Origin of the sequence: Zavarzinia marina, from assembly GCF_021568905.1 — a bacterium.
GTDB lineage: Bacteria > Pseudomonadota > Alphaproteobacteria > Zavarziniales > Zavarziniaceae > Zavarzinia > Zavarzinia marina.
Window position 1 is genome coordinate 94,341 of record NZ_JAKGSB010000004.1, and the last position, 13,021, is coordinate 107,361.

Annotated in this window: 14 protein-coding genes; 13 read left to right on the forward strand and 1 reads right to left on the reverse strand. The window is 66.1% G+C overall.

Features of this window, described 5'->3' with window-relative positions; translation table 11 throughout:
- Positions 1–2 precede the first annotated feature (2 nt).
- From L2U69_RS11655 to L2U69_RS11685, 7 genes are all read left to right on the forward strand, one after another.
- Positions 3–866, forward strand: coding sequence for a TauD/TfdA dioxygenase family protein (locus L2U69_RS11655; RefSeq protein ID WP_236107054.1), 864 nt, complete (start codon positions 3–5; stop codon positions 864–866).
- 75 nt (positions 867–941) lie between these two features.
- A complete protein-coding gene (locus tag L2U69_RS11660; protein WP_236107057.1) occupies positions 942–1,736 on the forward strand; it encodes a transporter substrate-binding domain-containing protein in 795 nt (264 codons plus the stop codon).
- A 119-nt stretch (positions 1,737–1,855) separates the two neighbouring features.
- Complete coding sequence (locus tag L2U69_RS11665; protein WP_236107059.1) at positions 1,856–2,563, forward strand: ABC transporter permease; 708 nt, start codon at positions 1,856–1,858, stop codon at positions 2,561–2,563.
- 5 nt (positions 2,564–2,568) lie between these two features.
- Positions 2,569–3,261: an ABC transporter permease gene (locus L2U69_RS11670; RefSeq protein ID WP_236107061.1), complete on the forward strand. Its 693-nt coding sequence runs from the start codon at positions 2,569–2,571 to the stop codon at positions 3,259–3,261.
- Between the two features lie 10 nt (positions 3,262–3,271).
- Positions 3,272–4,027 carry an amino acid ABC transporter ATP-binding protein gene (locus tag L2U69_RS11675; protein ID WP_236107063.1) on the forward strand — a complete coding sequence of 252 codons (756 nt, stop codon included), beginning with the start codon at positions 3,272–3,274 and terminating at the stop codon, positions 4,025–4,027.
- Between the two features lie 119 nt (positions 4,028–4,146).
- On the forward strand, positions 4,147–5,136 hold the full coding sequence (locus L2U69_RS11680) for a fatty acid desaturase (RefSeq protein ID WP_236107065.1): 990 nt from the start codon (positions 4,147–4,149) through the stop codon (positions 5,134–5,136).
- Positions 5,129–5,962: a sugar phosphate isomerase/epimerase family protein gene (locus tag L2U69_RS11685; RefSeq protein WP_236107067.1), complete on the forward strand. Its 834-nt coding sequence runs from the start codon at positions 5,129–5,131 to the stop codon at positions 5,960–5,962. Before L2U69_RS11680 ends, L2U69_RS11685 begins: the two co-directional genes overlap by 8 nt.
- 10 nt (positions 5,963–5,972) lie before the next feature.
- Here L2U69_RS11685 and L2U69_RS11690 read toward each other — a convergent pair whose 3' ends face one another.
- Positions 5,973–6,935, reverse strand: a complete 963-nt coding sequence (locus tag L2U69_RS11690) for a LysR family transcriptional regulator (protein ID WP_236107068.1) — start codon at positions 6,933–6,935, stop codon at positions 5,973–5,975.
- A gap of 138 nt (positions 6,936–7,073) precedes the next feature.
- Between L2U69_RS11690 and L2U69_RS11695 the strand changes: the two genes are divergently transcribed.
- The 6 genes from L2U69_RS11695 (at position 7,074) to speB (L2U69_RS11720) (ending at position 12,995) form a co-directional block, all read left to right on the forward strand.
- Complete coding sequence (locus L2U69_RS11695) at positions 7,074–8,174, forward strand: extracellular solute-binding protein (protein WP_236107069.1); 1,101 nt, start codon at positions 7,074–7,076, stop codon at positions 8,172–8,174.
- Entirely contained in the window at positions 8,158–9,039 is an 882-nt protein-coding gene (locus tag L2U69_RS11700; protein WP_236107070.1) for an ABC transporter permease, read from the forward strand. The genes L2U69_RS11695 and L2U69_RS11700 overlap by 17 nt, the downstream gene beginning before the upstream one ends.
- A complete protein-coding gene (locus L2U69_RS11705) occupies positions 9,039–9,845 on the forward strand; it encodes an ABC transporter permease (RefSeq protein ID WP_236107071.1) in 807 nt (268 codons plus the stop codon). Before L2U69_RS11700 ends, L2U69_RS11705 begins: the two co-directional genes overlap by 1 nt.
- Positions 9,842–10,933, forward strand: coding sequence for an ABC transporter ATP-binding protein (locus L2U69_RS11710; protein ID WP_236107072.1), 1,092 nt, complete (start codon positions 9,842–9,844; stop codon positions 10,931–10,933). The genes L2U69_RS11705 and L2U69_RS11710 overlap by 4 nt, the downstream gene beginning before the upstream one ends.
- A 147-nt stretch (positions 10,934–11,080) precedes the next feature.
- Entirely contained in the window at positions 11,081–12,034 is a 954-nt protein-coding gene (speB, locus tag L2U69_RS11715) for an agmatinase (protein ID WP_236107074.1), read from the forward strand.
- Positions 12,035–12,038: 4 nt separating this feature from the next.
- Positions 12,039–12,995, forward strand: a complete 957-nt coding sequence (speB, locus tag L2U69_RS11720; RefSeq protein WP_236107076.1) for an agmatinase — start codon at positions 12,039–12,041, stop codon at positions 12,993–12,995.
- Positions 12,996–13,021: the final 26 nt, after the last annotated feature.

Here is a 13,021-nt window from a genome sequence, read left to right on the forward strand (position 1 = left end):
CCATGGAACGCCTGCGCCTGACACCCCTTTCCGACGCCATCGGCGCCGAGGTCCACGACGTCGACCTCAATGCCGCCGTCGCCGAGGGTCTGTTCCCGGCGATCGAAGCCGCCTTTCTCGATCACGGCCTGCTGCTGTTCCGGGGCCAGGCCCTGACGCCCGAGGCCCATGTCGCGCTGAGCCGGCATTTCGGCGATCTCGAGATTCACGTGCAGAAGGATTTTCTGCTGCCCGGCCATCCCGAGATCCTGGTGATCGGCAACGACCACGACGAGACCGGAAATCCGACCGGTTACTTCATCCCGGGCGACGGCGACTGGCACACCGACATGTCCTATGTCGCCAAGCCCAGCCTGGGCTCCCTGTTCTATGCCGTGACCGTGCCGCCCGACGGCGGCGACACCGTCTTCGCCGGCGGCACCGCCGCCTATGACGGCCTGCCGACGGCGATGAAGGAACGTCTGGAGGGGCTGCGCGCCGTTCACGACTACCCCTATTTCGACGCCAATATGTGCGCCAAGGATCCGGCGCGCCGGCCGCTGGACGAAAGCCAGCGCGCCCGCACGCCGCCGGTCGCCCATCCGATCGCGCGCACACACCCGGTCACCGGGCGGAAGGCGATCTATCTGAGCGCCGAGGTGATCAGCGGCGTTGCCGGCATGGACGACGAGGCGGGCCGCCGGCTGTGCCACGAACTGGCGGATTACGCCACCTCGGCGCCCTTCACCTATGCCCATCGCTGGCAGGTCGGCGATCTCCTGATGTGGGACAACCGCTGCACCATGCACAAGGCGACGTCCTACGATTTCAACAGCCATGTCCGGACCATGCACCGGACGACCGTATCGGGCGACGTTCCCTACTGACCCCGTGCCGCCGCGGCCCGTGCCGCCATTGGTATCTGTGACCGCGCGTTTCGGTCGATTGTGGAGGGTGGTGACATGAACAGGACGAAGAGCGTTCTCGCCGGCGTGCTGCTGAGCCTGGCGGCGAGCCCGGCCTTCTCGGCGGAGAAGGTGATCGTCGGCAACGAAGGGACCTATCCGCCCTTCTCGATGATGTCGACCGACGGCCAGCTGACCGGCATCGAGCCGGAGATGACCATCGAAATGTGCAAGCGCGCCGAACTGGACTGCGAATTCGCGGTCATGGACTTCAAGGCGCTGATCCCCTCGCTCCTGCAGGGCAAGGTGGACATGGTGGGCAGCCAGGTGAAGCCGCTGGCGGAGCGCAAGGCGGTGGCCCTGTTCTCGATCCCCATCATCTTCAACCACGACGCCTTCGTCGTGAAGAAGGACGCGACCTACGACTACACGGACGAGGGCATGAAGGGTGTGCGCATCGGCGTGCAACGCGGCTCGTCCCAGGCGAAATACATCGCCGAGCATTTCCCGAGCATGGAGGCGGTGCTCTACGACAACCCCGACCAGATCCGTCTCGACCTCCTGTCCGGCCGCATCGAAGCGACCTTCGGCGCCAAGCTGAACTGGACCCTCGAGCTGATCGACAAGCCCGAGGGCAAGGACTGGGCGGTCGTCGGCAACTATTGGACCGGCGACGAGAGCATCCCCGAGCCCGACCGCGGTTCGAGCTGGATCGTGCGCAAGGGCGAGGAAGAGCTCCTGAAGAAGATGGATGCCGCCCTCTCCTCCATGATCGAGGACTGCACGGTGACCAAGATCCGCAGCAAATACATTTCGGTGCCGATCGTGCCGGGCGAGGCGAAGTGCCTCTGACTGCGACCGTGCCGGCGGGCCGGGAAGGGCACTGAGCGCCTGATCCCGGCCGCGCCGGAACGACGCCCCCTGCCGGCACCGCCTCTACGCCGGCAGGGGTACCGTCAAGGAGTCTCTGCATGGAACTGCTCGCCTTCGGCGATACGGGCTATGGCGACGAATTGTTCTTCGGCGCGCTGACCACGATACAGCTCGCCGTCTTCGGCTACGTCCTGGCGCTGGCGCTCGGCCTCGTCTTCGCGGTCCTGGCGCTGAAGGGCAAGGGGCCGCGCTGGTGGCTGTTCCGGGTCTATGCCTCGATCTTCACCGGCGTCCCGTCGCTGCTCATCATCTTCCTGTTCTATTTCGGCGGCGCGGAACTGGTGCGCAGCCTGCTGGCGCCGATCGGCATCAACGTGCGGCTCGACGTCTCGCCCTTCACGGCCGGCGTCGCCGCCCTCGGCCTCGTCTACGCCGCCTATCTGGGGGACCTGATCCGCAGCGCCATCATCAATGTGCCGAGGGGCCAGTTCGAGGCTTGCGAGGCGCTCTCCGTGCCGCGCCGCCACATGTGGCTGAGCGTCGTCCTACCCCAGGCCTTCCGCATCGCCCTGCCCGGCTTGGTCAATACCTGGATCGTGCTCCTGAAGGATACCGCCCTCGTTTCGCTCGCAGGGCTGAACGACCTGATCGCCAATGCCAAGGTCGCCGCCGGCTCGACCAAGGAGCCCTTCGTCTTCTTCACGGCGGCCCTGCTGTTCTTCGTGGTGATCGCGACCGTGACCCTGCCCCTGGTCAACCGGGTGGCCCGCAGACTCGAACGCGGCCAGCGCCGGGCGGAGGTCTGACCCCCATGCGCTTCGATCCGGTCCTCGCCTGGGGCAGCATGCCCGCGCTGCTCGACGGCGCCCTGATGACGTTGCTGGTCACCTTCACCGTGATGGCGGTGGGCGGGCCGCTCGGCCTTGCCGTATCCTTCGCGCGCATGTCGCGGCGCCGCCCGCTCGCCTGGTTCGGCGCCGCCTATGTCTCCGTCTGCCGGGGCGCTCCCAGCCTGATCCTGCTCTATCTGATCTACAACGGCCTCGCCCAGCTCGACATCGTCCGCGACGGCCCCCTGTGGTTCCTGTTCCAGCACGCCTTCTTCTGCGTCGTCATCGCCTTCTCGCTGAACCATTCCGGCTATATCGTCGAGATCATGCGCGGCGGCATGGAGGCGGTGCCGGCGGGCCTGCTGGAGGCCGGCGCCTCCCTCGGCCTAAGCCCGCGCCAGGTGCTATGGAAGATCCGCATCCCGATCGCCATCCGTTACGGCCTCAAGGCCTATCAGAACGAGGCGATGCTGTTCATGAAGAGCACGGCGGCGGTCAGCGCCGTCACCCTGACCGACCTGACGGCGGCGGCGAACGAGATCTTCTACATGACCTATGATCCCTTCACGCCGATCATCACCGCCGGCGCGATCTATTGGGTGATCAACAACGCGATGCGGATCGGCTTCGGCCTTCTCGAACGCCGCCTGAACCGCCATCTCGGCCTCGCCTAGGACGGTGCCCATGGAATTCGCCCGGCTCGAACGCCACCCCGCCGTCGCCATGGCGGGCGTCGACAAGTTCTACGGCAAGTACCAGGCGCTCCGCGCCGTCGACCTGGAGATCCAGCGCGGCGAGAAACTCGTGGTGTGCGGCCCCTCCGGCTCGGGCAAATCGACCCTGATCCGCTGCATCAACGCGCTGGAGCCCCACGACGCCGGCACCATTTCGGTGAACGGCATCGCGCTCGGCAGGGATCGCGCCTCGATCCTCGACGTCCGGCGCGAGGCCGGCATGGTGTTCCAGCAGTTCAACCTGTTCCCCCATATGACGATCCTGGAAAACTGCACCTTCGCCCCGCGCACCAGCTTGGGGATGGCCAGGGACAAGGCCGACGCTCTGGCCATGCGCTATCTGGCCCGGGTCCATATCGCCGACCAGGCCCAGAAGTTCCCGGCCCAGCTTTCGGGCGGCCAGCAGCAGCGCGTGGCGATCGCCCGCGCGCTGTGCATGGAACCGCGCATCATGCTGTTCGACGAGCCGACCTCGGCCCTCGATCCCGAAATGGTGGGCGAGGTCTTGCGCGCCATCGAGGAATTGACCGCCGACGGCATGACCATGGTCTGCGTCACCCACGAGATGGGCTTCGCGCGGCGCGTCGCCGACCGCTGCCTGTTCATGGACCAGGGCGAGATCGTCGAGGCGGCGCCGGCCGGCGATTTCTTCGACCGCCCGAAGAGCCCGCGCCTCCGGGCTTTCCTGGCCCAGATCCTGAAATAGGCGGCGGCGCTTGGTTCAGTTTTCGCTCAAGTGTGATTATTCCGGTTCGGATTTCCCGGCCGCCCCGCATCCCCGATGATCCCTGGTATCGTTCCAATTCGAGGCGGGAGCCGGGCACCATGGATGAAGTCTTCGTCCGCAAGAATCTGATCAAGCCGGCACGGCTGCACGCGCTCTCGGCGCGTTCGGACCTGCGCGGCGCGCTGCAGCTCGGCAGCCATGTCGGTGCCCTGCTGGTGACCGGTCTGGTGCTTCATGCGACGCTCGGCACCTGGTGGGCCGTGCCGGTGTTCATGCTCCACGGCGCCCTGATCAACTTCCTCTATGCCGGCCAGCACGAATTGTCCCATTGGACCGTGTTCAAGACCCGGTCCCTGAACGAGATCTTCGGCCGCATCTTCGGCTTCGTGCTGCTCTATCCGCGCGATTTCGACCAGATCCAGCACACCGCCCACCACCGCCACACACAGGACTGGGACAAGGACGGCGAATTGGGCCGTGCCCCCTATGGCCTCGGCTCCTATCTGATGTGGCTGCTGGGCCCGACCTATTGGTATTCCCGCGTCGCCCGCATCGTCCGCTTCTGCTTCGGCCGCGTGACCGAGACCTGCATCCCGGAAGTCCGGCGCAAGGACGTGATCCGCGAGGCGCGGCTGCACATGCTGGGTTACCTGGCGATCGCCGGCGTCTCGCTGTGGTTCGAAAGCTGGGCCGCCGTCACCTATTGGCTGGCGCCCATGCTGGCGATGAAGATCGCCCATCAGCTCCAGAACACCATCGAGCACCTGGGCCTGTCGCACGAGCAGAACATCCTGACCAACACCCGTTCGACCCGCACCAATGCCGCGATGCGCTGGATGTGCTGGAACATGCAGTATCACACCGCCCACCATGCCTTCCCGGGCGTGCCGTTCTGGAAGCTGGCGGACCTGCACCACGACATCTTCGACGGCAACGGCATCAAGCCCTATTCGATGACCTATCTGGGCTTCCAGGCCCAGGTGATCCGGAAGCTCGCCGGCCACACCGAGAACGACTATCCGATGGACCGGCCCTGGGTCATGGACGAGGCCGACGCCGCCAAGGCCCCGGCCGCCGCGAATGCCTGACCTCGAGATCTATCAGTCGCTCTGGGCGACCGAGAAGCGCATCCCCGGCGTCCCCGAGACGCCGGTGGAAGCGCGTTTCGAGGCGGTGAAGGCCGCCGGCTACGACGGCATGGCGATCGATCTCGGCGCCATGAGCCTCGAAGAGGCGCGGGCGACGGTGCCCTTCTTCGCGAAACACGGCCTGGGCGGCCTGCTGACCGCCTTTCCCCGCTCGATCGAGGGGCTGCGCCCGGCGCTGCATCTCGCCAAGGAGATCGGCTCGCCCTTCGTCGTCGTCGTCGGCCAGGTGATGCCGGTGACGGTGGAGGGCATGATCCCGGTGATCCGCGACTGGCTGCGCCTTGCCGAAGAGGAAGGCGTGCCCCTGCAGTTCGAGACCCACCGCAACTGCATCACCAACGACATGTTCACGGCGCTGCAACTGCTCGACGCCATCCCCGAGATGCGCATGGCCGCCGACCTGTCGCACTATGTCGTCGACCGGGAGATGACCCTGCCGCTGGAGCCCTTCTATCACGGCCAGATCAGCCGCATCCTCGATCGCTGCGACAGTTTCCAGGGCCGGATCGCCAATCGCTGCCAGGTCCAATTGCCGGTACAGTTTCCCCAGACCAGGCCTTGGCTGGATCTCTTCCTCGGCTGGTGGCGGGAAGGTTTCGCGCGCTGGAAGGCCCGCGCCGGGGCGGACGACACCTTGATCTTCCTGTGCGAATTGGGCCCGCGCGACTATGCCATCACCGGGGCGGACGGGCTGGAGCTTTCGGACCGGGACGCGGACGCCTTGATCCTCGCCGATCACGCAAGGCGCCTCTTCGCCGAGGTCTGAGTTTCACCCCTCAGGCCAATTGGCCGAGGGGCGAAATCTCCATCCGCTTCGCCTTCTCGAAACTGGCGAGCAGGATCGAAAGGAAGGCCTGCGCGGCCGCGCTCTGCCGCGCCGATTTCTTGAACAGGACGTAGAAGGTGTTCTCGGTCCTAAAGTGCCGGGGCATCACCTCGACCAATTCGCCGCTCTCCACCCAGGGCGCCGCGAAATGGGGCGGCAGGAAGCCGAGGAAGGCGCCGCTGAGCACCAGGAGGATGCGGCTGTCGATATTGCTGGAGCGGGCGTCGGTGCGGAAGCCCGCGACCAGGGTGGCGAAATGCGGATCCTCCGTCACGCCGGGCATGACCAGGCGGAATTCCTTCACCCGTTCCGGCGTCACCTCGCCCGGCGCCGCCTTGGCCAGGTCGTGGCTGCGGCTGCAATAGAGGCGCAGTTCCTCGTGGAAGAGCGGGATCATCTCGATCGACGACAATTCGCGCGGCACGACCGAGACGCCGATCTCCGCCTCCCCTTCGACGATGCCCTGTTCGACCCCGGCCGGCGTCGCCGATTCCATGACGATCTCGACCCTGGGGTGTCTGCGCGTGAATTCGCCGATGGCCCGCGCCATGGGCCCCGCCGCCACCGAGACCAGATTGTCGACCAGCAGCACCGTCAGCCGGCCGGTCAGCGCCTTCACCGCCGTCGCCACCCGGTCGCGGAATTTTTCCACGTCGTTGAACAATTGCAGCGATGCGAGGTAGACGATCTGCCCTTCGTCGGTAAGCTTGAAACCGCTGCGCCCGCGGATGCACAGCTTGGTGCCCATGCGTTGCTCGAGATGGGCGATGTCGAGGCTGATCGCCGATTTCGACTTGTTCAGCGAGACTTCGGCGGCCGTGAAGCCGCCGTTCTCGACCACGGTGCGAAAGACCCGCAGAAGACGAAGGTCGCCGTCGGAAATCGCCCCCCTGAAGACCTGGGGGGTCCGCACCCTGGAATTCGTCTTGTTCAGTTGAGCCTCCACTTAACTTAAGGTTTGGCCTTCATCATCGTGCGTTGCAACATGTGTGCATTAAAAAGTGATCATGCCCGGGCGATGGACGCCGTGGCAACAGATGTGGAGCGCGACATGGATCGAGACCTTCACCGCGAGGATTCCCTCGCCCTCGTCAAGGACCTCTATGCGAAGGGCCGGGTGAACCGCCGGGATTTCCTGTCGCTCTGCGCCATCCTCGGCGCCTCGGCGGCGGGCGCCTCGCTCGGCGGGCGGAAGGCGCTGGCGGCGGACGAGATCACCATCTCCAACTTCGGCGGCGACGCCATCAAGGCCTATACCGACGCCTGGACCGCGCCCTTCACCGCCGACACCGGCGTCAATGTGGCGATCGACGGCGCGGGCCCCCTGCCCGGCAACATCAAGAAGATGGTCGACGAGAAGAACGTCATCTGGGACGTCTCGGACGGTGACGCCTTCTATGGCCTCCAGCTCGGCCCCGACTATCTGGAGCCCATCGATTATTCGGTGGTCGATCCCGCCGGCTTCTTCGACTGGAACAAATATCCGCTCTCGGCCGGCAACTACGTCTATTCCTACGTTCTCGCCTACGACAAGACCAAGCTGCCGGAAGCGCCGACGAGCTGGGCCGACCTCTTCGACCTGAAGAAGTTCCCGGGCAAGCGCACGCTCTGGAAGTGGTTCATGGGCATGCCGGAGATCTTCATGCTGGCGGCCGGCAAGGCGCCGGAGGACGTCTATCCGATCGACATGAAGCTGGTCGTCGAGATGGTGAAGTCGCTGGGCGACAATCTCGTGCTGTGGGACAGCGGCGCCTCCAGCCAGCAGCTCTTCCTCGACGGCGAAGTCGTCATGGGCAACATCTGGAACACCCGCTGTTCCGTCCTGGAGCGCGACACCGAAGGCCGCGTGACCTGGACCTGGAACCAGCAGATCGTCAGCCCCGGCGCCTGGTGCATCCCGAAGGGCGGCAAGAAGCTGGACATCGCCCAGAAGTTCATCGCCTCCACCCAGGACCCGAAGCGCCAGATCACTCTCCTCGACGCCCTCGGCAACGGCCCGGCCAATCCGGCCGCCCTGCCCCTGCTGACCGAGGAACAGAAGCGCATCAACCCGACCTCGCATCTCGACGTCGGCGTCATCCGCAACGAACAATGGTATGCGGAGAATTACGACAACGAACTGAACACGTGGCTCGATGCCATCGCCGGCTGATCAGACCGCGTCCGGTTCCGGGGCGCCCCTGGCTCATCGCCTGGGGCGCCTCGATCCCTACTGGTGGCTGGTGGCGCCGCTGCTGATCGTCACCATCGGCCTGTTCCTCGTCCCCCTGTTCAACATCCTGCTGCTGTCGGTCACCGATCCCGAACCGGGCCTCCAGAACTACGAGCGCCTGGCGACCGCATCCGCGCCCATGCGCGTGTTCATGACCACGCTGCGGATCTGTGCCGTGACCACGGTGATCGCCATCGTGCTCGGCTATTGCGTCGCCTATGCCATGGCCCATCTCGAGGGCCTGCATCAAAGGCTGCTGCTGGTCGCCGTGCTGATCCCGCTCTGGGTATCCGTTCTCGTGCGCGCCTTTTCCTGGCTCGTCCTCCTGCGCGACCAGGGCCCGGTCAACGACTGGCTGATCGGCGCCGGCCTGATCGACGAGCCCCTGAAGCTGGTGCGCAACGAATTGGGCGTGGTCATCGGCATGGTGCATTATCTGATCCCCTATGCCGTGCTGCCGATCTATGCCGTCATGCGCGGGCTGGACAACCGCCTGCTCTTTGCCTCGCGCAGCCTGGGCGCCAGTCCGGCGACCACCTTCTTCCGGGTCTATCTGCCGCTCACCCTGCCCGGCGTCTTCGCCGCCATGGTCATCGTCTTCGTCTTCGGCCTCGGCTTCTATGTGACGCCGGCGGTGCTGGGCGGCGGGCGCGTGGTCATGCTGGCGGAATCGGTCAGTGTCGCGATCCTGCAGACCGTGCGCTGGGGTTACGGCGCCGCGCAGTCGGTGGTGCTGCTGGTGCTGACCCTGATCCTGATCGGCATCATGGGCAGGACCGTGGGCCTGAAGCGGGGGTTCGGCTGATGCAATCCCGTCGTTCCCCCGGCTTCTGGCTGCTGATCACCCTGGTCTGGATCGTGGTCGGTTTCCTGCTGGCGCCGATGTTCATCACCGTGCCGATCTCCCTGACGCCGACGCGCTTCGTCTCCATGCCCGACGGCGAATATTCGTTGCGCCATTACGAGACGGTGTTCACCGGCGATGCCTGGCTCGGCCCGCTCGGCGACAGCGCGATGGTCGGCATCGGCGCCACATTGATCGCCACTTTCGTCGGCGGTGCCGCCGCCATCGGGCTGTGGCGCATCGGCGGGCGGGCGGCGCGGATCATCGGCGTTCTCGCCCTGATGCCCATGATCGTGCCGCCGATCGTCACAGCGCTCGCCCTGTCGCGGGCCTGGGTCACCCTCGGCCTGTTCGACACGGTGATCGGCGTCATCCTGTCCCACGCCATCCTCGGCATGCCCTTCGTCTTCATGACCACCTCGGCCGCCCTCGAAGGTCTCGATCCCCGCATCGTCGAGGCGGCGCGCAGCCTGGGCGCCGGGCCGTTCCGGGTGGTGCGCGACGTGATCGTGCCGAACGTCCGCGCCGGTCTCGTCACCGGCGGGCTGTTCGCCTTCATGATTTCCTGGGACGAGATCATCGTGACCCTGTTCGTTTCGTCGCGCAGCGTCTTCACCCTGCCGCGCAAGATCTGGTCCGACATCCGCGACAATCTCGATCCGGCGGTCGCCGCCGTTTCCACCCTGATGATCGTGGCGACCCTGGTCGCCGCCACCCTCTATCTGGCGCGCGACCTGCTGCGCGCCCGCACCGGAGCCACCCGATGACCGCAACCCCGGCCGCCGGACCGGACATCTGCCTGACCGGCCTGTCCAAGCATTACGGCCCCTTCAAGGCCCTGGACAATGTGCATCTGACGGTTGCCCCGGGCGAATTCCTGACCCTGCTCGGGCCGTCCGGCTCGGGCAAGAGCACGCTCTTGATGGCACTCGCCGGCTTCGTGGAGCCGACCCGGGGCGACATCACCGTGGGTGGGCGTTCGGTCGTGGCCCTGGCGCCCGAGAAGCGCGATTTCGGCGTCGTGTTCCAGGGCTATGCGCTGTTCCCGCACATGAGCGTGGCGGACAATGTCGGCTACCCCCTGAAGATCCGCCGACTGCCCAAGCCCGAGATCGCGGCACGGGTGAAGGAGGCGCTTGCCCTCGTCCAGCTCGACCATCTGGCGAAGCGGAACCCCAAGCAATTGTCGGGCGGCCAGCAGCAGCGCGTCGCGCTCGCCCGTGCCCTCGTCTTCTCGCCCGAGATCCTGCTCCTGGACGAGCCCATGGGCGCCCTCGACAAGAAGCTGCGCGGCGACCTGCAGATGGAACTGCGGCAGTTGCACCGGAAGCTCGGCCGGACCTTCGTCAACGTGACCCACGACCAGGAAGAGGCCATGGCCATGTCCGACCGGATCGCCATCATGCGCGCCGGCCGGATCGAGCAGGTGGGCGCCCCGCGCGACCTCTACGACATGCCGGAGACCCGTTTCGTCGCCGACTTCCTGGGCAAGAGCAATTTCCTCGAAGGCCGGGTGCGCCAGGCCGACGCGGAGATCGCCGTGGTCGAAACGGCGGACGGGATGATCCGCCATGCCCAGCGCGGGCTCGTGCTGCGCGCGGGCGACGACGCCCTGCTCGCGCTCCGGCCGCAGAAGATTGGTCTTGGCGGCGACGGCGCGGACAACGAACTGCCCGCCGTGGTCGAGACCGCGATCTTCCTCGGCACCCACGCGGAAATCACGGCGCGCACCGGCAGCGGCCTCGTCCTTGGCATCAATCTGGCGATCGACCGGGCCGAGGCCCTGCCGGACGAAGGCACCGGCGTCACCCTGACTTTCGGCGCCGCGTCGACCACGGCCGTTCGGGACGATTGACGGACGCGGTCAACATCGAAAAACGTCCAAGCTTGTTTTGACGAAACGGCATTTTCCCGCCGCCCCGGGGAAGCAACCATGGGCGGTGGCGCGGCACCGATTCATGCCTGTTGCAACGCCCGTCCCCGTTTCCAGATGGTTGGCATCATGAGCGAAAAAACCCACCCCCAGCCCCAGGATGCCGCGCTCATTCCGCGCTATGCCGGGCTGCCGACCTTCATGCGCCTGCCCATGCGGGCGACGCCGGCGGGGGTGGACATCGCGCTGGTGGGGGTACCCTTCGACGGCGGCACCACCAATCGCGCGGGCGCGCGCCACGGCCCGCGCGAGATCCGCAACGCCTCCGCCTTCATGCGCCGCATCCATCACGCGACCGGGATTTCGCCCTATGACCGCGCCGTGGTCGCCGACCTCGGCGACTCCCCGGTGAACCCGATCGACGTCATGGAATCGCTCGGCCTGATCACCGGCTTCTTCGACGATCTGAAGGGCCACGGCTGCATTCCCATCACCGCCGGCGGCGACCATCTGATCACCCTGCCGATCCTGCGCTCGCTGGCCGCCGACGGGCCTGTCGGCATGGTGCATTTCGATGCCCATTCCGACACCAACGACCGCTATTTCGGCGACAATCTCTATACCCACGGCACGCCGTTTCGCCGTGCGGTGGAAGAAGGCCTGCTGGACCCGAAGCGCGTCGTGCAGATCGGCATCCGGGGATCGATCTACGATCCCTCCGATCTCGATTTCGCCAAGGCGGTCGGCTTTCGCGTCATCTTCATCGAGGAGTTCATCAAGCGCACGGCCGAGGACGTGATCGCCGAAGCGCGCGAGATCGTGGGCGCCGGCCGCACCTATGTCTCCTTCGACGTCGATGCCATCGACCCCGCCCAGGCGCCGGGCACCGGCACGCCCGAGATCGGCGGCTTCTCGACCTTCGAGGCTCAGCGCATGGTGCGCGGCCTGGCGGGGCTCGACATCATCGGCGCCGATGTGGTCGAGGTCGCGCCGCCCTTCGACGTCGCCGACATGACGTCGCTGCTGGGCGCCACCCTGATGTTCGAACTGCTCTGCGTGATCGCCGGCAACATGAAAGGCTGACGCGATGGCCCATGGCTATGACGGGGGCCGCCTGGACCTGCCCTTCACCGGCTTCTGCACCTTCGCCAAGAGTGCGATCTGTACCGACTGGGACAGGATCAAGGCGGATGTCGCGGTCCTGGGCGCCCCTCTCGACATGGGTACGCAATGGCGCGCCGGCGCTCGCTTTGGCCCGCGTTCGATCCGCGAAGCCTCCACCCTGTTCTCCTTCGGCCACGACGGCGCCTATGACTTCGAGGACGACGTCACCTATCTGACCGCCGACCAGGGCCGTATCGTCGACATCGGCGATGCCGACATCATCCACACCGACCAGATCCGCTCGCTCGCCAACATCGAATATGGCGTCCGCAAGATCCTGGCGGCCGGCGCCATTCCCCTGGTGCTGGGGGGCGATCATTCGGTCAACATCGGCTGCATCAACGCCTTCGACGATCAGGAACCCTTCCATATCGTCCATATCGACGCCCATCTCGATTTCGTCGACGAACGCCAGGGGGTTCGCTTCGGCCATGGCAATCCGCTGCGCCGGGCGGCCGAGAAACCCTATGTCACGGGCCTGACCCAGATCGGCATCCGCAACGTCTCCTCGACCGCCAAGGAAGGCTATGACGATGCCCGGCGCATGGGCTCCGACATCATCTCGGTCCGCCAGTTCCGCAAGCTCGGCGTCGAGGCGGTGATCGAGCGCATTCCGGCCGATGCGCGCTATTATTTCACCATCGACATCGACGGTTTCGATCCCTCGATCGCGCCGGGCACCGGCACGCCTTCCCACGGCGGATTCCTCTATTACGAGATCCTGGAACTGCTGGAAGGCCTGACCCGAAGGGGCCGGGTGATCGGCATCGACCTCGTTGAAGTTGCGCCGGATTACGACCACACCGGCACCACCGCGATCCTCGCCGCCCAATTGCTCATGAACGTGGTGGGGCGCATGCTCCATCATCGCCGGACATGACGACGCGGCCGGCGTCGGCTAGCATC